The following is a 20,815-nucleotide window of genomic DNA, read 5'->3' on the forward strand; positions in this document are numbered from 1 at the left end:
GGCCCAATGCCAATGGAGCCATTCCAACAGTGCGCCAAGTACCTGGCAGCAACACCTGTGGGAGCGACTTCAGTCGCGACGAACGAAGCGATGGAGCTGACCGGCTCCGGATCCTGTCGGGGCTGAAGCCCCTCCTACAAGCGCCGCAGCCACGCAAGGCCGCGACCGCCCGTAAACCCCGTGTAGGAGCGGCTTCAGCCGCGACGAACGAAGCGGTGGAGTCGCCAGGCTTGGGGCCGTGCCGGGGCCAAAGCCCCTCCCGCACGTGTCCCTGCAACGATCCACAGAGACACGCCATCTGGCGATCAGCCGCTACGCCTGCGTTTTAACGACCGCCTCGCGGTCCGCCGCTTCCACAGGCGCCTCGCTCACGTCCGCTTCGAACAGCTGCATCAAATCCGCGCGCGCATCGCGCGAGGTCTGCACCACCGCCGTGTCGTCGTCGTACACCAGGTGTTGCGCGCGCAACAGCTGCTCGTCGTGCTGGCGGAAACGGGCGATGCGGTCGCGTGCGGTGTCCGCGCTCAGACCCAGGTTCACCAGCACCTTCTCGCTCAGCTCCAGGCTGGAGGCGAACACCTCGCGGAACGGTTCGGCGCCCAGGTCCATCAGCCGCCAGGCGTGCTGGCGGTTGCGCGCGCGCGACAGCACCTGCGCCTTCGGGTACAGGCGGCGGATCAGCCGTGTGGTCTTGATGTTGGTCTCCGGGTCGTCCATCGCCACCACGAAGACGCGGATGCCGTCGCTGCCGGCCGCGCGCAGCAGGTCCGGGCGGCTGGGGTCGCCGTAGTAGATCTTGTTGCCGAAGCGGCGCAGGTCTTCCACCGTGTCCGGGTTGTGCTCCAGCGCCACGAACGGGATGCGCTGCGCGGTGAGCAGGCGCGCCACGATCTGGCCGAAGCGGCCCATGCCGGCGATCAGCACCTGCGCGCGCTGCTCGTCCACGGTGTCGTAGCTGGCGGCCGGCGGCGGCGCGCGCTTGGCCTTGGCCGTCTCGCTGCCGTCGAGCAGGCGCTGGATGCCGATCAGCAGCAGCGGGGTCAGCGCCATCGACACGCCGACCACCGCGACCAGGCGGTCGTGGTTGGCGTCGTCGAGCAGCTTCACGCGCTGCGCCTCGGTGAACACCACGAACGCGAACTCGCCGCCCAGCCACAGCAGGCTGCCCAGCAGCAATGCGCTGCGCAGCGGCAGCCGCGCCACCCGGCCGATGCCGACCAGCAGGCTGAACTTGACCAGCAGCAGCGTGGCCACGCCGCCGGCGATCAGCCACGGTTCGGCGACGATGCGGTCCAGGTCGATGCCCATGCCCACGGCGATGAAGAACACGCCCAGCAGCAGGCCCTGGAACGGTTCGATCTGCGCTTCCAGTTCGTGCCGGAATTCCGAATCGGCCAGCAACACGCCGGCCAGGAACGCGCCCAGGCTCGGGCTCAGCCCGGCCTTCTGCAGGAACCACGCATTGCCCAGCACCACCAGCAGCGCGCTGGCGGTGAACACTTCGGGCATGCGCGTGCGCGCCACCATGCGGAACAGGTGGCGCAGCACGAAGCGGCCGCACAGCACCACCACCGCCAGCGCGCCCAGCGCCTGCGCCACTTCGGGCCAGGTCAGGGTGTCGTTCTTGGCCCCGCCGAGCAGCGGGATCGCGGCCAGCAGCGGGATCGCGATCAGGTCCTGGAACAGCAGGATCGCGAACCCGAGCCGGCCGTAGTCGCTGTTGAGCGCCTTGCGCTCGGCCAGCAACTGCAGGCCCACCGCGGTGGACGACAGCGCCAGCGCCAGGCCCACCACCAGCGCGCTTTTCCAGTTCAGGTCCAGGCACAGCAGCAGCGCGCCCAACGGCAGCGCGGTCAGCACCACCTGCGCGGTGCCGGCACCGAACACCGCGCGGCGCATCAGCTTCAGCCGCGCCGGCGACAGTTCCAGGCCGATCAGGAACAGCAGCATCACCACGCCGATCTCGGCGGCGTTGAGGATGCGGTCGGTGTCCTGCACGAAGCCCAGCCCGTCCGGACCCAGCACCACGCCCGCGGCGAGATAGGCCAGCACCGCACCCAGGCCCAGGCGCTTGAATACCGGCACCGCGATGACCGCGGCCAGCAGCAAGACCAGCGCCAGCTCCAGGCCGCCGCTATGCACGAGTCGTCTCCATCCGGACATTATGCAGCCGCCACGCGACCATTCGCTTACCCCGGATTGGGGTAGGCAGGCGGGTCCAGGCTTGCGGCGCCGTCAGGTGCGGTGGAGGGAAGCCGCGGGAGGGATGCCGGGCGGCCTTGGGCCGTCGGCTCCGAAAGGGCGCTAGCTAGGCGAGCGGACCTGCTTCGTTCGTCGCGACTGAAGTCGCTCCCACAGGGACTTGCGGCCAGATTCCGATTCCCTGTGGGAAGGGCTTCGGCCCCGACAGGACCCGGCGCCGCGATGTCCGTGGCTGCGCTGGTCGCGGTTGCACCTGCTCCTGCAGGGAACTCGCGATTGACCGATGGGGCACTGCGGGAGGGGCTTCAGCCTCCCACAGGATCCGGTTTCGCAATGTCCGCGGCTGCGCTGGCCGCGGTTGCAACCGCTCCAAGGAGCTCGCGATTGGCCGATGGGTGCACTGTGGGAGGGGCTTCAGCCCCGACGCGCGGACGCCGCAACCCACTGGTCTTCCCGCATCGGCCGAAGCCGCGATGCGGCAGGCCGCGGAGCGCGCATCTTCCGATCATCCCCACGCCAGCATCAGCCGTGTACCGTTGTCGCACCGCTTGCCCGCCCCGCGCCCGCCATGAGCACCTATCACCTGCAGTCCGTGTTCCGCCCCGCCTCGGTCGCCATCGTCGGCGGCAGTCCGCGCGAGCGCTCGGCCGGGCGCGCGGTGGTGCGCAACCTGCGCGCGGCCGGGTTTCCCGGGCAGATCGGCTGGGTCAGCCCGCGCTACCGCGAGATCGACGGCGTGCCCACCGTGCGCCGGCTCACCGATCTGCCGTGGGTGCCGGACCTGGTGGTCATCACCGCGCCGGCGCGGATCGTGCCGCGCATCGTCGCCATCGCCGCGCGGCGCGGCGTGGCCGCGGCGATCATCCTCACCGCCGGCCTGGGCGAAGGCCCGGGCTCGGCCGCGGCGCGGGTCGAAGCGGCCGCGCGCGCCAAGGGCCTGCGCATCCTCGGCCCGCACTGCCTGGGCGTGATCGCACCGCACGCCAAGCTCAACGCCAGCATCGCCGCGCACTGCCCGCAGCCCGGCGACCTGGCGCTGATCTCCGAGTCCAGCGCCATCGCCGCGGCGCTGGTGGAGTGGGGCGTGGCGCGCTCGGTCGGGTTTTCCGCGGTGGTGTCGCTGGGCGATGCGCTGGACGTGGACTTCGGCGACCTGCTCGACTACTTCGCCACCGACTACCGCACCCGCGCCATCCTGCTGTACGTCGAACACATCCGCGACGCGCGCAAGTTCATGTCCGCGGCGCGGGCCGCGGCGCGCGCCAAACCGGTGGTGGTGGTGAAGTCCGGGCGCCAGCTGCGCATCGATCCCAATGCCGACACCCACGTGCAGGCGCTGGCCAGTTCCGACGCAGTCTACGGCGCCGCCTTCGCCCGCGCCGGCTTGTTGCGCGTGCGCGCGCTGGACGAACTGTTCGCTGCCGCCGAGACCCTGGGCCGGCTCAGCACCTTCCCCGGCCGCCGGCTGGCGATCCTCAGCAACGGCGGCGGCGTCGGCCGCCTGGCGGTGGACAAGCTGGCCGACCTCGGCGGCACCCTGGCCGCGCTGTCGCCGCAGACCCTGCAACGCCTGGAGCAGGCGCTGCCGCAGGAGTGGTCGCACGCCAACCCGGTGGACATCGTGGTCGACGCCGACGGCGAGCGCTACGCCGCCGCCGCCGAAGCGCTATTGGCCGATCCGGAGAACGACGCGGTGCTGGTGGTCAACGTGCCGACCGCGTTCACCTCCTCGGCCGACGCCGCGCAGGCGCTGACCCGCACCCTCGGCCTGCGCCCGCGCCACCATCGCGACAAGCCGGTGTTCGCGGTCTGGCTCGGCAACGACGAAAGCGCCACCGCCACCCTCAACGCCGCGCACATCCCCACCTACGCCACCGAGGCCGACGCGGTGCGCGGCTTCATGCACCTGGTGCGCTACCGCGAAGCGCAGGCGGCACTGATGGAGACGCCACCAAGCCTGCCCGAGGATTTCGTGTTCGATGCCGCCACCGCGCGCGGCATCGTCGATGCCGCCCTGGCCGCCGGGCAGACCTGGCTCGACCCGCTGGCCACCAACCGCCTGCTCGCGGCCTACGGCATCCCGACCGCGCCGGTGGTGCACGCCGCCACTGCGGCCGAGGCCGCGCACGCGGCGGCGCCGATGCTGGCCGACGGCCTGGCGGTCGCGGTGAAGATCCATTCGGCCGACATCCCGCACAAGTCCGACGTCGATGGCGTGCGCCTGAACCTGGTCAGCGCGCAGGCGGTGCAGGACGCGGCCGAAGGCATCCTCGCCCGCGCGCGCGCCGCGCGACCGGACGCGCGCATCGACGGCGTGCTGGTGCAGCCCACGCTGTTGCGGCCGAAGGCGCGCGAACTGATCGCCGGCATCGCCGACGACCCCACCTTCGGCCCGGTGATCGTGTTCGGCCGCGGCGGCACCGCGGTGGAAGTGATCGACGACAAGGCACTGGCGCTGCCGCCGCTGGACCTGCGCCTGGCCCACGAACTGATCGGCCGTACCCGCGTCAGCCGCATCCTCAAGGCCTACCGCGACGTGCCCGCGGCCGACGAGCGCGCCGTGGCGATGGTGCTGGTCAAGCTCGCGCAGCTGGCCGCCGATTTGCCCGAGATCCGCGAACTGGACATCAACCCGCTGCTGGCCGACCGCGACGGCGTGATCGCGGTGGACGCGCGCGTCGCGGTGGCGCCGTCGCGGCGCCTGCACAAGGGCCGCGGTCACCCGCGCTTCGCGATCTTCCCGTATCCGAAGGAGTGGGAGCGGCGCATCGTGCTCAACGACGGCGCCGCCGCGTTCGTGCGCCCGGTGCGCCCGGAAGACGATGCGCTGTTCCGCAGCTTCTTCGCCCGCGTCACTGACGAGGACCTGCGCCTGCGCTTCTTCCAGGCGGTGAAGCACTTCAGCCACGAATTCATCGCGCGCCTGACCCAGCTCGACTACGCCCGCTCGATCGCCCTGGTGGCGATCGAGCCCAAGACCGGCGACATGCTCGGCGCGGTGCGCCTGCACGCCGACGCCGACTACGACCGCGGCGAATACGGCATCCTGATCCGCTCCGACCTCAAGGGCCACGGCATCGGCTGGCAGCTGATGCGGATCATGATCGAATACGCCGGCTGGCTCGGCCTCAACGTCGTCGAAGGCCAGGTCCTGCGCGAGAACCGCACCATGCTGGCGATGTGCGAACACCTGGGGTTCAAGGCCACGCCGGACCCAGAGGATGCGACGTTGATGGATGTGGTGTTGCCGGTGGGGGCGGGGGAGTAGCATCGTCGGCACGGCCCTGGCCCTGGCCCTGGCGTTGGCACGGACGAGGTGACGTGCAGGTCCGCGGAAGGCAGAAATCCAGCGGGCCGGCAGTAATTGTCCGCCGGCTCGAATCGGTTGAGGATGCGGCATACTCGGCCGGTTGCCGCTGGCTGGCGGCCCAACGAGCGTTCGACCAGGAGCCGACATGACCGATCCATACAACTCCTCGGCAACCCATACGGCCGTCTCGCCTCTGAACGACGCGATGGTGACGACTGCGCTGGAACTCCCGGGTTACAGGATCGCTCGCAACCTGGGTTTGGTCCGCGGCATTACGGTGCGGTCCCGCTCGATCGTCGGAAATTTCCTTGGCGGACTGCAGACCCTGTTCGGCGGCAACATCACCATCTACACCGAGCTTTGCGAGCAGGCGCGCCACGAAACCTATCGAGACATGATGCAGCACGCCAGGCAATTGGGCGCCAATGCGATCATTGCCGTGCGTTACGACGCAACCGAGCTGATGGCGGGCCTGACGGAAGTGCTGTGCTATGGCACTGCGGTCGTCGTCGAGCCGCACTGACGGCGCATGTGCGCCGAACCGGCTTATCGTCGTCGGCGCGGCGGCCAGCGGCGGAATCCGGATCGGCGATACACGCCGCGTCTCCTGTTTCCGCTGCCAAAATTTATCTTCCACCGAATATCTCGTTCCTCCTCGTACGCCGTGGCTTCCTCGTCGGTTCCGGGAGCGCGGCGGCCTTTGCTTCGCCGCTACGCGCCACGCTCCTTTTCGATAGCACTGACAATCGGTTCCGGGTCGCGGCAACCGGGTCGTGGCACCGATCGCCGTGAATGGGCGCGACGTCCCCGCGTGGCGAGGGCCGCGCGCGATCTGGTCGAGGACATCGGCTGCGGGTTCGGGATTTCTGCAGCGCTGGTCGACGCGCCGGACGGGTCGACCGGCCGGCGGTGCCGGTCGGCACGCTTGTGGTCATCGATGCGCTGGTCAACGCCGGGAAGCTCGATGTCGCGCCGATCGTCGATAAGTGGGAATCCAGCGCGCTGCAGACCGTGCCCGATCCGAGCAGGCCATCGGCGTGCAAACCGCCGCACGCCGGGCGAGGCAAGACGCCCCGCCCGGCATGCACTCCATGGCGCCACAGCTGCGTCGAGCGCAGGAGGAAGGCGCCGGCATGGCGCAGCATCGGGGGACGAATGCCGCAAGCGGGCGTTGACCTGCCACGCGCTGCCAGCTGACGCGGCGTGCGCCGGGTGCGCATCCATCGCGCGCGATCCGGCGCGTCGCTCGACGGTTTCGACTCTAGCCGATCGTCCCGACGCACGAAGTAGACAGTTGCGCAGCCACGTGCGGCTGCCGTGCGCCGCCGCCGCGTGCCGCAATACGCACACGAACCACGCCGGAGGCGCCCCAACTGATCGGCGTGTGCCGGGTGCATCGGCGATACGGCGGCAGTCATCGCACCCTGGCAGAATCGGCCTGCGCCACCGTCGGCGCTGCGCGAGGGGGCGCCGTATGTCTGTTGCCGAACGTCCGCCGATGTCCGCGCCGGTCCGCGCCAGCGACGTGCTGCGCGTGTTCCTGCGCCTGGGGTTGACCAGTTTCGGCGGCCCGCTCGCGCACCTGGGCTATTTCCGCGAGGAATTCGTGCGCCGCCGCGGCTGGCTGGACGAGGCCGGCTTCGCGCAGCTGCTGTCGTTGTGCCAGGTGCTGCCCGGCCCGACCAGCAGCCAGCTGGGCGTCGCCATTGGCTGGCGCTGCGCGGGCTGGCGCGGGGCGGTGGCGGCGTTCGTCGGCTTCACCCTGCCGTCGGCGCTGCTGATGTTCGCGCTGGCGCTGTCCGCACCGCGGTGGCTGCTGCATCCGCTCGGCGCGGAACTGCTGCACGGACTCAAGCTGGTCGCGGTGGTGGTGGTCGCGCATGGCGTGTACGCGATGGCGCGCACCCTGACCCCGGACCTGCGCCGCGCGCTGTTGGCGGTGGCCGCCGCCGCCCTGGTGCTGGCGCTCGACCGCGGTTGGGGCCAGCCGCTGGCGATCGGGCTGGGCGCGCTGGCCGGGATCGCGTGGTGTCGGCCGCCGCCGGTGGCGATGGCCGCCGCCGCGCCGTGGCGCTGGCGGCGCGATGTGGGGACGCTCTGCGCGTTGGCGTTCGGCGGGCTGCTGGTGGCCGCCCTGTGGGCGTCCACGCAGACCGCTGCGCCGCCATCGCCGGCAGCGCTCGCCGCGGCGTTCTATCGCGCCGGGGCGCTGGTGTTCGGCGGCGGCCACGTGGTGCTGCCGCTGCTGCAGCGCGAACTGGTCGCCAGCGGCTGGATGTCGGCCGATACCTTCCTCGCCGGCTATGGCGCGGCCCAGGCGATGCCGGGCCCGATGTTCACGCTGGCTGCCTACCTGGGCGCGAACGCCGGCGCGGGCGTCGCCCCTGGCGCGGGTGCGGCGTTGGCGCTGGCGGCGTTGTTCGCGCCGGGCATGCTGGCCCTGGGCGCGGCATTGCCGCTGTGGCAGGCGCTGGCCTGGCGCCCGCCGGTGGCGCGGGCCCTGGCCGGCATCAATGCCGCGGTGGTCGGTCTGCTGGCCGCGGCGCTGTACGACCCATTGTGGCGCGACGGGATCCGCAGCCCGCCGGACCTGCTGGTGGTAGCGTTGGGCCTGGTGCTGATGGCGCGCCTGCAGCGCCCGGCGCTGTGGGTCGTGGCATGGTGTGTGGCAGCGACGCTCGGCCTTGGCGCGCTGGGCGCGACGGGGCGATAGGCGCAGCCGGCGCTGGCCGCCGCCGAGCGTCCCCGACGTTGCTGTCGGCAAGCAGGTCGTGATGCCAGTTGCTCATTTCCAGGTGGCCCCATGCGCACGCACGGAACGTTGATCAAATGGAACGAGGAGCGCGGCTTCGGCTTCGTGCGCTCGGCGCATGGCGATACCGAGATCTTCGTGCACATCGCATCGTTCCCGCGCGACGGCGTGCGTCCGCGGCTCGGCGAGTTGATTTCGTTCGATCTGGAACACGATGCGGAAGGGCGGCCGCGTGCGGTGCGGGTGATGCGCCCGGGACATGCTGCGGCCAGGCGCGGGCGCCCGGCCGCTGCCGGCAGGCGGCGTCGTGGCGCGCTCGGCAGCGGGCTGGCGGTGTTGGCGTTGCTCGGTATCGGCGTCTACGCGTACTCGCTGATCGCGCCGCGCTTCGCCGCCGCGCCGGTGCCGGACATGACCGCACCGGTGGCGCCGGCTACCCAAGCGGCCGCCGAGCCGCGCTTCCAGTGCGACGGACGCACCCGCTGCACGCAGATGACCTCGTGCGAGGAGGCCACCTATTTTCTGCAGCATTGCCCTGGCGCGAAGATGGATGGCAACCACGACGGCGTGCCGTGCGAGCAGCAGTGGTGTCACTAGCGCGACGGATGCAGCATGCGCTGCGGACCTTGCGTGCCGAGGGCGGCGCGCGGCTCCGGGCAGCTGTTGACGCGCCTGCTTGCGCGCCCACACACTCGCCGTGGCCACTGCAGCGCCCGCGCCTCGACTAGGAAGATGGGATGAGTTACGACCTGACGGTATTCGACATGGATGCGGCACCGCGACAGCGCGAGCAGTTCCTGGCCTGGTACGAGACCCAGACCGAATGGAGCGAGGAGCACGGCTACGACGACCCGGCCGTGAGCTCGGCACCGCTGCGCGCATGGTTCCTGGACATGATCGCTGCGTTTCCGCCGATGAACGGCCCGCTGGCCGCGGACGATGTCGACGAAGCGCCTGGACGCGCCACCGACTACAGCGTCGGCCGTTCGCTCATCTTTGCGGCGTTCGCCTGGTCGCAGGCGCAAGAGGCGTATGCAACCGTGTACGGCCTGGCCGCCAAGCATGGCGTGGGCTTCTTCGACGCCAGCTCCGAACTGGGCGAAGTCTGGTGGCCGGATGGCCAGGGCGGGCTCGCGCTCGCCCACACGGACTAGCCGATTCGCTGCGTTCGTCCGTCATCCGCTGCGACATTGGGGCAAGGTGCGGTTCTTCCCGATGACACTTCCTGGCACGGTCGTGCGCCGGTCCCCGTTCTATAGGGCGGACTCGGCGGATTGTCGTGCCGATGGGCTGTTTCCGCAGAGTGGCTTGGTACGTGGCGTCATTCCGGCGCTGGCTGGCTCGGTTGTGGGTCCTTGGGCGGCGCAGACGTTGCATGCACAGGCACCGCCGACCGCCAGCGCGCACACATATGCCGCGCCGAAAACGACTCATCGCGGCGCAGTCCGACGCTGGCGCGCATCGCCGCGGTCTTGACCGCACCGTGATACCGGCTTCGCTAAGGTCGAGGCTCCCGCACAGGTGTTTCCATGTCCGAGCCTCGACTTCCTCCCGCCAAGACCCGCGCGCTGTCGCTGGGCTTCTTCGTCTTCGTGGCGGCGTTCGCCGCCATCCTCTGGTTCCTGGTGCGCCCATACGGCGCGGTGTACTTCTTCCCGGTGCATTTCCTGGTCGGGTTGGGATTGCCGTTTTTGTTCTACGCGTTGGGGGCCAGCCGCGTCTGGTTCCTGCTCGGCCTGGCGGCGACGGCGATCGTGCTGGTCGTGTTGAACGTCTGGGGCGACGAACTCGGTGGCGCGGCGCCGCGGGTGTTCGACTGGGCGCACGGGTTCGCCGGCCTGCTCGGGTTAGTGCTGGCCTATGGCGTGTTCCGCATGTCCAGCCGTGCCCGGCAGCGGCACGCGCCCTCCGCGCCACGCTGAATCGCGCTCAGCCGGCGTCGTCGTCGCGGGTGAACGGCGCCAGCCGCAGCTTGACCCGGTGCTCGACGCCGGCCGGGCATTGCCCCGGCGCCGGCCCGCGGAAGTAGCTGCGCTGCCAGCCTTCGCGTTTGGCCGATGGATCGTCCCGCTCCAGATCGTGCAGGAACTGGCCGCGGCTGCGCATCCAGGCCTGGTAGTCGCGCTCCAGTTCCGGGGTCTGCGACAGCGGTTGCCAGCGCGGCTGCGTCTCGGCCAGTACCCGGCGCTGCACCGGAAAGAAATGGCAGAACGGCTCGCCGGCGTCGAAGCGCACCCGCCCGGGGCGGGTGAACTGCCAGTTCATGGTGAAGGTATATGGACTCCAATCGGTCTCGATCAGCCCGGTCAGTCCGGCGATGCCGTCCTTGGGCCGGTTGACCGGCGCGGTCACGTACAGATCCACGCCCGGCTCGGTGCGGAACAGGCAGGGCACGTGGAAGGTGAGCACGCCGTAGCCGAAGTGGCTGACCGCCGGCGCGTGGCCGCCGGCGTCGGCATGGAGGCGGATGTCGTCGAGTCCGTTGCCGCCGCTCCACTCGGCCTCGAAGCCGCTCTGGCACAACAACTCCCAGCCGTGCGCGTTGGCGATGTCCAGCGGCAGGCAGCGGTAGGCGTAGCGCTGGTCGGTGCGGTCCATCCACGGCCGCTCGCGCGGCGCCGGGCGCACGTCGAGGGTGTGGCCGTCGAGAACGTGGGCGGTGAGCTTCATGGCGGCGGCATCGGCTGAGGACGTGTGCGCCGAGTGTGACGCGTCGGCGTCGGCATGGCGACCGGGTGCTGCCGAAGTGTCGGCGCTGCGGTCGGCCGCAGCGTTGCACGCGTTGGGTTGCGGTCGTGCGCGGCCGACGCTGCGAGCGGTGGCACCGTGCTGCAGCACGTGCTGGATCTTGGCGCGAGGGTGCGCGCTAGGCCGCCTCGAAATCCAGCAGCGCCACGCCGTCGCCGACCAACTCGCCTTCGCGCACGCGGTAGCCATGCACCACGCCGTCGGCCGGGGCCTGCAAGGTGTGCTCCATCTTCATCGCCTCCAGCACCAGCAGCGGCGTGCCGCGTGCCACTTGCGTGCCGGGCGCGACCAGCAGGGCGACGACGCGGCCAGGCATCGGCGCGGTCAGCCCGCCGGCATCGGCGATCGGCTGGTCGGCCTCGGCGACCGGGTCGTGTAGGTCGAGCTGGTGCGATTGCCCATCGACGAACAGGTGCAGGCGGGCGCCGGCGAACACCGCGTCGGCGTGGATGCGCTGCGCGTCCAGTTGCGCCTGCAGGCGGCCGTCGTCGTGCAGGCGGCCGGCGGCGAGCAGCACCGTGTCGGTGGCGCTGTCGTGCACGCGCCAGCCGGCATCGGTCGCGGTCGCGCGCAAGGTGCGGCGCGCCTCGCCGTGTTGCAGGATCAGACTGCGCGGCGCAGGCGTGCCCAGGCGCCAGCCGTCGCGCAGGTCCCAGGGCGAATGCGGATCGCCCGCCTGCGCCGCGTCGTGGCGCTCGTGCAGCAGCCAGGCCAGGGCGGCCAGGATCCAGGTCGATTCGGTGGTGACCGGCGCGGCGTCGAACAGCGCGGCATGCTCGCGCTCGATCAACGCGGTATCCAGATCGGCCTGCGCGAACGCCGCGGTGCCGATCAGGCGCTGCAGGAACGCGGCATTGGTGGCCACGCCGACCACCTGGCACGCGGCCAGCGCCGCGTGCATGCGCCGCAGCGCGCGTTCGCGGGTCTCGTCCCAGACGATCAGCTTGGCGATCATCGGGTCGTAGTGCGGGCCGATCACATCGCCCTGTTCGACGCCGGCATCGACGCGGGTATGCGCGTCCGCGGCCGGCAGGCGCAGGTGCTGCAGCGTGCCGGTCGAGGGCAGGAAACCGCGCGCCGGGTCCTCGGCATACAGCCGCGCTTCCAGCGCATGGCCGCGGATCGCCAGTTCGTGCTGGCGCCTGGGCAACGGTTGGCCGGCGGCCACGCGCAGCTGCCATTCGACCAGGTCGGTGCCGGTGATGCACTCGGTGACCGGATGCTCCACCTGCAACCGCGTGTTCATTTCCATGAAGTAGAACGCGCCGTCGGGCGCGACGATGAACTCCACGGTGCCGGCACCGACATAGCCGACCGCGCGCGCCGCTTCCACCGCGGCCTGGCCCATCGCCGCGCGACGTTCTGCATCCATGCCCGGCGCCGGCGCTTCCTCCAGCACCTTCTGGTGGCGGCGCTGCACCGAGCAATCGCGTTCGAACAGGTAGGCCAGCTCGCCGTGGCGGTCGCCGAACACCTGGATCTCGATATGCCGCGGGCGCAGCACGTATTTCTCCACCAGTACCTGCGCGTTGCCGAACGCGGCCTGCGCTTCGCGCTGGCAGGCGGCCAGGGCGGCGACGAACTCCTCGCTGCGGTCGACCCGGCGCATGCCCTTGCCGCCGCCGCCGGCGCTGGCCTTGATCAGTACCGGATAGCCGATGGCATCGGCCTGCGCGCGCAGGAATTCCGGTTCCTGGCGTTCGCCGTGGTAGCCGGGGGTCAGCGGCACGCCGGCCGCGTGCATCAACGCCTTGGCCGCGCTCTTGTCGCCCATCGCGCGGATCGCTGCCGGCGGCGGCCCGATGAACGCGATGCCGCGTGCGGCGCAGGCCTCGGCGAAGTCGGCGTTCTCGGACAGGAAGCCGTAGCCGGGATGAACCGCCTGGGCGCCGCTGGCCTGGGCGGCATCGAGGATGCGTTCGCTGCGCAGGTAGCTGTCGCGCGCGGGCGCAGCGCCGATGTGGATCGCTTCGTCGGCCAGGCGCACGTGGCGCGCGTCGCGGTCGGCGTCGGAGTACACGGCGACGCTGGCGATGCCGAGCTTGCGGCAGGTGGCGATCACGCGGCAGGCGATCTCGCCGCGATTGGCGATCAGGATCTTGTCGAACATCGGCAGGTCGGGCGTGGCCATGGTCAGTTGCCTGGAGAAGGGGTGTCGTGTGTTGCTCGCGCAGTTGCAGTTGCAGTTGCAGTTGCTTTGGCTGTTGCTGTTGCCATTGCTTTTGACTTACCGGGTTCCCTTCCGCAGCGGCGGCCATGGCGGGGAAAAACCCGAAGGGCGGCGCACAGGGATGTGCGCCGTTCGCGGCAGGGGCAGGATGCCCCTTCCGCGAATCCCCGTCATGGACGCGGACCCGGAGCGCGCAGCGCGGAGGGCGCTCGGCAGGGCGCGCTTTCTTTTGGTTACTTTTCTTTGCGCGAGCAAAGAAAAGTGACTCGCCCCAAGGCGAAAGCCTTTGCCTTTGTCTTGGTTCTGGCACCGGTATTTTGAAGCTTTGGAGCAAGAGCAAGAGCTTCCGCTGGCGCGGGTCACTTTTCTTTGCTTGTGCAAAGAAAAGTAACCAAAAGAAAGCACACCCCGCAGCGCGCCCTCCGCGCTGCGCGCTCCGGGTCCGCAGTCCCAACGGGCATTTTTCGACGGCACATCCATGTGCCGGCGAAAAACGACGCGCATCCTGCGCGTCGCCCTTCGGGTATTCGCCCGCCGGGCCTGCCGCGCCGAGGGGGCCCGGTAAATCAAAAGCGAAGCAAGAGCAGGAGCAAGGGCAGGAGCGGAGCCTGCTGGGTGCATGGCGTCCGCGGCGGCTTCCGGCCGCGTTGCGCTGAAAGCGGGGCGGCAATGCCCGCTCACATCCGGAACACGCCGAACCGGGTCGGTTCCGCCGGCGCGTTCAACGCCGCCGACAGGCCCAGTCCCAAGACACGCCGCGTCTGCGCCGGATCGATGATGCCGTCGTCCCACAGCCGCGCGCTGGCGTAGTACGGATGGCCCTGGCGTTCGAACTGCTCGCGGATCGGCGTCTTGAACGCGCCCTCGTCCTCCGTCGACCAACTGCCGCCCTTGGCCTCGATGCCGTCGCGGCGTACCGTCGCCAGCACGCTCGCCGCCTGCTCCCCGCCCATCACCCCGATCCGCGCGTTCGGCCACATCCACAGGAAATTCGGCGAGTACGCACGGCCGCACATGCCGTAGTTGCCGGCGCCGAACGACCCGCCGATCACCACCGTGAACTTGGGCACCTTCGCGCAGGCCACCGCCATCACCAGCTTGGCCCCGTCCTTGGCGATGCCGCCGTGCTCGTACTTGCGTCCGACCATGAAGCCGGTGATGTTCTGCAGGAACACCAGCGGGATGCCGCGCTGCGCGCACAGTTCGATGAAGTGCGCGCCCTTCAGCGCCGACTCGGAGAACAGGATGCCGTTGTTGGCGACGATGCCGACCGGATAGCCGTGCAGGTGCGCGAAGCCGGTGACCAGGGTGGTGCCGTAGCGCGCCTTGAACTCGTCCAGGCGCGAGCCGTCGACCACGCGCGCGATCACCTCACGCACGTCGAACGGCTTGCGCGGGTCGGCCGGGATCACCCCGTACAGTTCCTCGGCCGGATACAGCGGCGGCTCCGGCGCGCGCAACGCCAGCGCCGGCTCGGGCTTGCGCCAGTTGAGCTGGGCCACGATCGCGCGCACCCGCGCCAGCGCCTGCAGGTCGTTGTCGGCGAAATGGTCGGCCACGCCGGAGATGCGCGTGTGCACGTCGGCACCGCCCAGTTCCTCGGCGCTGACTTCCTCGCCGGTGGCCGCCTTCACCAGCGGCGGGCCGCCGAGGAAGATGGTGCCCTGCTCGCGCACGATCACCGTCTCGTCGCTCATCGCCGGCACGTAGGCGCCGCCGGCGGTGCACGAGCCCATCACGCAGGCGATCTGGGCGATGCCCTGCGCCGACAGGTTGGCCTGGTTGTAGAAGATGCGGCCGAAGTGGTCGCGGTCGGGGAACACCTCGTCCTGCAGCGGCAGGAACGCGCCGCCCGAATCGACCAGGTAGATGCACGGCAGCCGGTTCTGCTGCGCGATCTCCTGCGCGCGCAGATGCTTCTTCACCGTCATGGGGTAATAGGTGCCGCCCTTGACCGTGGCGTCGTTGGCGACGATCACGCATTCCACGCCGGAGACGCGGCCGATGCCGGCGACCACGCCGGCGCACGGCACCTCGTCGGCGTACAGGCCCAGCGCGGCGAGCGGGGCGATTTCCAGGAAGGCGCTGCCCGGGTCGAGCAGCGCGTCGATGCGCTCGCGCGCCAGCAGCTTGCCGCGCGCCTGATGCTTGGCGCGTGCGGCTTCGCTGCCGCCCTGGGCGATGCGCGCCTGGGTCTGCTGCAGGTCGTCGACCACCGCGCGCAGCGCCGCGGCGTTGGCGGCGAAGGCGTCGCTGCCGGGTTGCAACTGGGTCTGGATCACGCTCATGGCAGGGCCAACGAAAGGAGGAAAGGAAATTCGTGTAGGAGCGGCTTCAGCCGCGACGCTTTACCAGAGGATGTGTCGCGGCTAAAGCCGCTCCTACATGAACCGCATCACTTGGTCCGCTCGAACAGCTCGCGGCCGATCAGCATGCGCCGGATCTCCGAGGTGCCGGCGCCGATCTCGTACAGCTTGGCGTCGCGCCACAGGCGCCCGGTCGGGTAATCGTTGATGTAGCCGTTGCCGCCGAGCACCTGGATCGCCTGGCCGGTGAGCCAGGTCGCCTTCTCGGCGGCGTACAGGATCGCGCCGGCGGCGTCCTGGCGGGTGGTGCGGCCGGCGTCGCAGGCGCGCGCCACCGCATACACGTAGGCGCGGCAGGCGTTGAGGCCCACGTACATGTCGGCCAGCTTGCCCTGCATCAGCTGGAAGCTGCCGATCGCCTCGCCGAACTGGCGGCGCTCGTGCACGTACGGCATCACCACGTCCATCGCCGCGGCCATCAGCCCCAGCGGGCCGCCGGACAGTACCAGCCGCTCGTAGTCCAGGCCCGACATCAGCACGCGCACGCCGCCGCCGACGCTGCCCAGCACGTTCTCCACCGGCACCTCGCAGTCCTGGAACACCAGTTCGCAGGTGTTGGAGCCGCGCATGCCGAGCTTGTCCAGCTTCTGCGCGGTGCTGAAGCCGGGCATGCCCTTCTCGACCAGGAACGCGGTGATGCCGCGCGCGCCGCCGGCCGGGTCGGTCTTGGCGTAGACCACCAGCACGTCGGCGTCCGGGCCGTTGGTGATCCACATCTTGTTGCCGTTGAGCACGTAGCGGTCGCCGCGCAGCTCGGCGCGCAGCTTCATCGAGACCACGTCCGAACCGGCACCCGGTTCGCTCATCGCCAGCGCGCCGACGTGTTCGCCACTGCACAGCCTGGGCAGGTAGCGCGCCTTCTGCGCGTCGCTGCCGTTCTTGCGCAGCTGGTTCACGCACAGGTTCGAATGCGCGCCGTAGGACAGGCCGATCGCGCCGGAGGCGCGCGAGATCTCCTCCATCGCCACCACGTGCGCCAGGTAGCCCATCGCGCTGCCGCCGTATTCCTCTTCCACGGTCAGCCCGAGCAGGCCCTGCTCGCCGAGCTTGCGCCACAGCGGTGCCGGGAACGCGTTGTCGCGATCGGCCTGCTCGGCCAGCGGCGCGATCTCGCGCGCGGCGAACGCGGCCACCGTGTCGCGCAGCAGGTCGATGTCCTCGCCCAGTTCGAAATTCAACGACGGCATCAACATGGCGGGCGGGCTCCGAAAGGCGGGCGTGCGGCGGATGGGGCGCCTAGAATCCAGGCGGCGCCGGGGAATGGACGTCAGCGTAGCCGGGAACGGCAAAGAAGTGAACAATAATTCATTAATTGAACCTAGAATCACCCCATGGCCTACAAACGCTCCGCGCTGATGGAAGAACGCCTTGCCGGCAACCGCCAGCGGATCCTGCTGGCGGCGCGCCGGCTGGTCGCCGCCGGCGGCTTCCGCGGCGCGCCGGTGACCGCGGTGGCGGCCGAGGCGGGGGTGTCCACCGGGCTGATCTACCGCCACTTCCCGTCCAAGGCCGAGCTGTTCGTCGAAGTGCTGACCGCGGCGGTGGACTACGAACTGGCGATCCTGCGCGGCATCGCCGCCGAACCGGCGCCGGCGGCGCAGCGCCTGCGTGCGGCGATCGCCTCGTTCGTGCGCCGCGCGCTGGCCGGACCGGGGCTGGCCTACGCCTTCATCGCCGAACCGGTGGAGCCGGAGGTGGACGCCGAGCGCATCCGCTGCCGGCGCCTGTTCGGCGATCTGTTCAAGGGCATCCTCGCCGACGGCGTGGCCGCGGGCGAATTCCCGGCGCAGGACCTGGACGCGGCGGCCGCCTGCCTGGTCGGCGCCTACACCGAGGCCCTGGTCGGGCCGACCGCGCCCAGCCGCGACGGCCCGCGCGACAGCGAACGCCTGGTCGAGGCGGTGTGCGGTTTCTGCCTGCGCGCGGTCGGCAGTGCGGCGTCGCCGTAGTGGCGCTTGCGTAGCCATGTTTGGCGGGTGCGAAGAGATGGCAGGTGTACGGGCTTGGCGTGGATTAGCCAATGCCGCGCGCCCCGCTCGCCGCATCCGACTGCGATGCGGGAGTGCGCCGTGCGAGGGTCTCGGCGTCGAAGGCATTCGACGTCGGAAGGTCTGCCGCTCCGTTCGTCGCGGCTGAAGCCGCGCCTACAGAAGTGCGATTGTCGGTCGGCTGCAGCGTGGTCGCAGCTGTGATGGCGGTGGCGTCGCGCGCCCGACTGCTGCGATGCAGCACGCATCGGCTGCGATTCGTCGCGTCGCCGGGGCTGCCGTGCGCGGCAAACGCTGGCTATACTCGGCCGCGTAGCAGTGGTCGGTCTCCACGTGCCAAAGGGGTGTGATGTGCGGAATTACGACCTCGAATTTCTCAAGCGGTTCTCGTTGGTGATCGGCCTGCTGGTCCTGATCACCATCGGCTTGATCGTGTTCGCGGCCTACCTGCAGCGGGCGATCCCGCCGGAGGTATCGCCGGTGGCGCTCAAGCGCACCGAGGAGCGCATCGCGCCATCGGGCGCGGTCTATGCCGGCAGCACCGGCGCCGCGGCGCAGGCCGCCGCGCAGGCGGCTGCGCTGGCCAAGGCGTCGGCGCAGGTCGCCTACGGCGGCACCACCGACGGCAAGGTGATCTTCGACAGCCTGTGCACCGCCTGCCATACCACCGGCGTCGGCAAGGCGCCGACCCTGGACCATTCGCATTGGGACGCGCGCATCGCGCAAGGCAAGGACACGCTGTACAAGCACGCGATCGAGGGCTACACCGGCCCCGATGGCGGGATCATGCCGCCCAAGGGCGGCAATCCGGCGCTCAGCGAAGCGCAGGTCCACGCCACGGTCGACTGGATGCTGGCCAACCTGAAATAATCCGCAGGCCCGGTCCACGCGGGTTGCAGCGCCGCCTCCGGGCGGCGCGTTCGTATTCGATGCCGGCTCCGCGCCGGCGAGCTAAGGAGAGTGATCGCATGCGCGTACTGCCCCCGCTGTTGTCGTTGTTGCTGGTTGCCGGCGCACCCGCCGCCTACGCCCTGTCGCCGCCGCAGATGGTCCCGATCGGGCAGTTGCGGCCGGCCGATAGCGGGCAGAACGTGGTCTTCGAAGGCGTGGTCACCGCGCGCGTGGAAGCCGGTGGTGGCGGCTACCTGGTGCAGGACGCCGGCGATGGCGATCCGCTCACCGCCGATGCGCTGCTGGTGCACGGCGACGCCGATGCCGCGCTGGCGCCGGGCGACCGGGTGCGGGTGTGGGGCGAACTGGCGCCGCGGCGCGCGGCCAGCCTGGCGTCCGCCGGCGCGGCGTTCGCCGGGCGCAGCGTGCGCGAGGCCGGGCACACCGTGCTGGCGCGCGCGCAGCCGTTGCCGTTGCAGGCGCTGGACGCCGCCCCGGCCGACTGGTCGGCGCTGGCCGGCATGCGCGTGCGCATCGACGCGCCGCTGACCGTGGTCGACACCGACGCACTGGCCAAGGCCGGCGAGCTTGGCGTCGCCTTCGGCGGGCGCCTGTGGCAACCCAGCGAAATCGCCGCGCCCGGCAGCGCCGAACTGGCCGCGGCCGTCGCCGACAACGCGCAGCGCCTGCTGCGCCTGGGCGAGACCGGCACGCATGCGCCCGACAGCCTGCCCGCGTACCTGGGCACGGGCGAAGCCGCCGTTGCGCCGCGTGCCGGGGCGACGCTGCAGGGCGTGGAAGGCATCGTCGGCGGCGTGGTCGATGGCGCCGCGCGGCTGTATCCGACCGCGCCGTTGCAGCTGACCCCGCCGCCGGCGCCGGCCACGCCGCAGGTCGCCGGCACGCTGCGCGTGGCCGCGTTCAACCTGGAGAACTTCTTCAACGGCGATGGCCGCGGCGGCAGTTTCCCGACCCTGCGCGGCGCGCGCACCGCGGCCGAATTCCAGGCGCAGCTGGCCAAGCTGGTCGCCACCATTCGCCCGCTGCAGGCCGACGTCGCCGCGTTGATGGAACTGGAGAACGACGGCTACGGACCGACCTCGGCGATCGCCACGCTGGTGACCGCGCTCAATGCCGGCGACGGCGGCGACTGGCGTTTCGTCGATGTCGGGCGCGGCCCGGGCGACAACCCGATCCGGGTCGGCCTGATCTACCGCGCCTCGCGGGTCAGCCCGGTCGGCAAGCCGGCGGTGCTGGAAGGCGGCCCGTTCGCCGCGCACAGCCGGGTGCCGCTGGCGCAGGCGTTCCGGCGCGGCAGCGGGCAGCCGTTCGTGGTCGTCGCCAACCATTTCAAGTCCAAGGGTTGCGGCGAGGCGGCCGCCGACGATGCCGATCGTGGCGACGGCCAGGGCTGCTGGAACGCCACCCGCACCGAGTCGGCGCGGCGCCTGGACGCCTGGCTGCGCACCGATCCGACCGGCAGCGGCAGCACCGCCAGCGTGCTGCTCGGCGACTTCAACGCCTACGCGATGGAAGACCCGCTGCGCCTGCTGCGCGACGCCGGCTGGCGCGATGCGCTGGCGCAGGCGCAGGTCGAGCAGCCCTACAGCTTCGTCTACCGTGGCCTCAGCGGCCGCCTCGACCACGCCCTGCTGAGCCCGGCGCTGGCGCCGCTGCTGCGCGGCGCCACCGAATGGCACGTCAATGCGGACCTGCCGGAACAAGACGGTTACCGCGCGCGCAACCTGCCCGGGCCGTGGCGCAGCTCCGATCACGATCCGTTGCTGCTGGGTTTTGAGCTTTGAAGGCCGGGATTCGGGATTCGGGATTTGGGGATTCGTTGAAGCGGAGCGCTGCGATCTGCGCCGGGTGCAGCTGCGTTTAGCGGGGCTTTCGGAATAGCGGACTGCGCTGCCGGGTCGGTCCTGATGCGCAAGGAGAAGCGCGGTCTCTCAGATCGCGAGCCCCGCTTTTACCAATCCCGAATCCCGAATTCCCAATCCCGGCTACCCGTGCCGATGTCCGTTGCGCCGCCAGTTCCACAGGTGCGCGCTCGCCAGCAGCAGGCTGCCGGCCACGGTGGCCGGGGTCTCGGCCTGCGCGCTGGGGAATCCGCTCGCGCCGGCCAGCAATCCGCACAGGCCCAGCGCGGCCATCGCCCACAGCGGCCACGGCAGCGGCCGTTGCCGCTGCGCGCGCCATAGCGCCAGTCCGGCCAGCGGCAGCGCCAGCGCCACGAACAGCCCATGCACCCATTCGGCCTGCGCCCAGATGCCGAACAGCGGCAGCGCCGCGGCCAGCAGCGGCAAAGCCAGGCAATGCAGCAGGCACAGCCCGGACAGGAGTACGGCGGAGGCATCGAAGAACGGCTGGGGCAGGGATTTCATG

General features: G+C 70.7%; 15 protein-coding genes. 9 read left to right on the forward strand and 6 right to left on the reverse strand.

Going from position 1 to position 20,815, the window contains the following annotated elements; all coding sequences use genetic code 11:
- Positions 1-312: 312 nt before the first annotated feature.
- Positions 313-2,142 (reverse strand): monovalent cation:proton antiporter-2 (CPA2) family protein, encoded by a 1,830-nt coding sequence (locus tag J2Y70_RS20450; protein WP_309921854.1) that lies wholly within the window; start codon positions 2,140-2,142, stop codon positions 313-315.
- 628 nt (positions 2,143-2,770) lie between these two features.
- On the opposite strand from J2Y70_RS20450, the gene J2Y70_RS20455 reads away from it, so the two are divergent.
- The 6 genes from J2Y70_RS20455 to J2Y70_RS20480 all read left to right on the forward strand — a co-directional run bounded on the left by J2Y70_RS20455 (position 2,771) and on the right by J2Y70_RS20480 (position 10,186).
- Positions 2,771-5,470 carry a bifunctional acetate--CoA ligase family protein/GNAT family N-acetyltransferase gene (locus J2Y70_RS20455; protein ID WP_309921856.1) on the forward strand — a complete coding sequence of 900 codons (2,700 nt, stop codon included), beginning with the start codon at positions 2,771-2,773 and terminating at the stop codon, positions 5,468-5,470.
- Between the two features lie 187 nt (positions 5,471-5,657).
- Positions 5,658-6,035, forward strand: coding sequence for a YbjQ family protein (locus J2Y70_RS20460; protein WP_309921859.1), 378 nt, complete (start codon positions 5,658-5,660; stop codon positions 6,033-6,035).
- 975 nt (positions 6,036-7,010) lie between these two features.
- A complete protein-coding gene (chrA, locus tag J2Y70_RS20465; protein ID WP_309921862.1) occupies positions 7,011-8,225 on the forward strand; it encodes a chromate efflux transporter in 1,215 nt (404 codons plus the stop codon).
- A gap of 90 nt (positions 8,226-8,315) precedes the next feature.
- Positions 8,316-8,861, forward strand: a complete 546-nt coding sequence (locus J2Y70_RS20470; RefSeq protein WP_309921865.1) for an excalibur calcium-binding domain-containing protein — start codon at positions 8,316-8,318, stop codon at positions 8,859-8,861.
- A 140-nt stretch (positions 8,862-9,001) separates the two neighbouring features.
- A complete protein-coding gene (locus tag J2Y70_RS20475; protein WP_309921867.1) occupies positions 9,002-9,418 on the forward strand; it encodes a hypothetical protein in 417 nt (138 codons plus the stop codon).
- A gap of 375 nt (positions 9,419-9,793) precedes the next feature.
- A complete protein-coding gene (locus J2Y70_RS20480) occupies positions 9,794-10,186 on the forward strand; it encodes a hypothetical protein (protein ID WP_309921871.1) in 393 nt (130 codons plus the stop codon).
- A 7-nt stretch (positions 10,187-10,193) separates the two neighbouring features.
- Here the strand turns inward: J2Y70_RS20480 and J2Y70_RS20485 are convergent, their stop codons facing one another.
- The 4 genes from J2Y70_RS20485 to J2Y70_RS20500 all read right to left on the reverse strand — a co-directional run bounded on the left by J2Y70_RS20485 (position 10,194) and on the right by J2Y70_RS20500 (position 16,741).
- Positions 10,194-10,934 (reverse strand): DUF6065 family protein, encoded by a 741-nt coding sequence (locus tag J2Y70_RS20485; protein ID WP_309921874.1) that lies wholly within the window; start codon positions 10,932-10,934, stop codon positions 10,194-10,196.
- A gap of 196 nt (positions 10,935-11,130) precedes the next feature.
- Positions 11,131-13,143: an acetyl/propionyl/methylcrotonyl-CoA carboxylase subunit alpha gene (locus tag J2Y70_RS20490; protein WP_309921877.1), complete on the reverse strand. Its 2,013-nt coding sequence runs from the start codon at positions 13,141-13,143 to the stop codon at positions 11,131-11,133.
- 716 nt (positions 13,144-13,859) lie between these two features.
- A complete protein-coding gene (locus J2Y70_RS20495; protein ID WP_309921880.1) occupies positions 13,860-15,470 on the reverse strand; it encodes a carboxyl transferase domain-containing protein in 1,611 nt (536 codons plus the stop codon).
- A 107-nt stretch (positions 15,471-15,577) separates the two neighbouring features.
- On the reverse strand, positions 15,578-16,741 hold the full coding sequence (locus J2Y70_RS20500; RefSeq protein WP_263396713.1) for an isovaleryl-CoA dehydrogenase: 1,164 nt from the start codon (positions 16,739-16,741) through the stop codon (positions 15,578-15,580).
- A 138-nt stretch (positions 16,742-16,879) separates the two neighbouring features.
- On the opposite strand from J2Y70_RS20500, the gene J2Y70_RS20505 reads away from it, so the two are divergent.
- From J2Y70_RS20505 to J2Y70_RS20515, 3 genes are all read left to right on the forward strand, one after another.
- Positions 16,880-17,497, forward strand: coding sequence for a TetR/AcrR family transcriptional regulator (locus J2Y70_RS20505; RefSeq protein ID WP_309921885.1), 618 nt, complete (start codon positions 16,880-16,882; stop codon positions 17,495-17,497).
- Between the two features lie 390 nt (positions 17,498-17,887).
- Positions 17,888-18,406, forward strand: coding sequence for a cytochrome c5 family protein (locus J2Y70_RS20510; protein WP_263396715.1), 519 nt, complete (start codon positions 17,888-17,890; stop codon positions 18,404-18,406).
- Positions 18,407-18,504: 98 nt separating this feature from the next.
- Positions 18,505-20,232: an ExeM/NucH family extracellular endonuclease gene (locus tag J2Y70_RS20515; protein WP_309921889.1), complete on the forward strand. Its 1,728-nt coding sequence runs from the start codon at positions 18,505-18,507 to the stop codon at positions 20,230-20,232.
- 201 nt (positions 20,233-20,433) lie between these two features.
- Here the strand turns inward: J2Y70_RS20515 and J2Y70_RS20520 are convergent, their stop codons facing one another.
- Positions 20,434-20,814, reverse strand: a complete 381-nt coding sequence (locus J2Y70_RS20520) for a MerC family mercury resistance protein (protein ID WP_309921892.1) — start codon at positions 20,812-20,814, stop codon at positions 20,434-20,436.
- Between the last annotated feature and the right edge of the window lies 1 nt (position 20,815).

Origin of the sequence: Xanthomonas sp. 1678, assembly GCF_031455575.1 — a bacterium.
GTDB lineage: Bacteria > Pseudomonadota > Gammaproteobacteria > Xanthomonadales > Xanthomonadaceae > Xanthomonas_A.

Coding starts and splice junctions, on each gene's coding strand:
- chrA (WP_309921862.1), top strand. CDS start 7,011: ATGTCCGCGCCGGTCCGCGCCAGCGACGTGCTGCGCGTGTTCCTGCGC.
- J2Y70_RS20490 (WP_309921877.1), bottom strand. CDS start 13,143: ATGGCCACGCCCGACCTGCCGATGTTCGACAAGATCCTGATCGCCAAT.
- J2Y70_RS20495 (WP_309921880.1), bottom strand. CDS start 15,470: ATGAGCGTGATCCAGACCCAGTTGCAACCCGGCAGCGACGCCTTCGCC.
- J2Y70_RS20485 (WP_309921874.1), bottom strand. CDS start 10,934: ATGAAGCTCACCGCCCACGTTCTCGACGGCCACACCCTCGACGTGCGC.
- J2Y70_RS20475 (WP_309921867.1), top strand. CDS start 9,002: ATGAGTTACGACCTGACGGTATTCGACATGGATGCGGCACCGCGACAG.
- J2Y70_RS20460 (WP_309921859.1), top strand. CDS start 5,658: ATGACCGATCCATACAACTCCTCGGCAACCCATACGGCCGTCTCGCCT.
- J2Y70_RS20515 (WP_309921889.1), top strand. CDS start 18,505: ATGCGCGTACTGCCCCCGCTGTTGTCGTTGTTGCTGGTTGCCGGCGCA.
- J2Y70_RS20480 (WP_309921871.1), top strand. CDS start 9,794: ATGTCCGAGCCTCGACTTCCTCCCGCCAAGACCCGCGCGCTGTCGCTG.
- J2Y70_RS20455 (WP_309921856.1), top strand. CDS start 2,771: ATGAGCACCTATCACCTGCAGTCCGTGTTCCGCCCCGCCTCGGTCGCC.
- J2Y70_RS20505 (WP_309921885.1), top strand. CDS start 16,880: ATGGCCTACAAACGCTCCGCGCTGATGGAAGAACGCCTTGCCGGCAAC.
- J2Y70_RS20500 (WP_263396713.1), bottom strand. CDS start 16,741: ATGTTGATGCCGTCGTTGAATTTCGAACTGGGCGAGGACATCGACCTG.
- J2Y70_RS20470 (WP_309921865.1), top strand. CDS start 8,316: ATGCGCACGCACGGAACGTTGATCAAATGGAACGAGGAGCGCGGCTTC.
- J2Y70_RS20520 (WP_309921892.1), bottom strand. CDS start 20,814: ATGAAATCCCTGCCCCAGCCGTTCTTCGATGCCTCCGCCGTACTCCTG.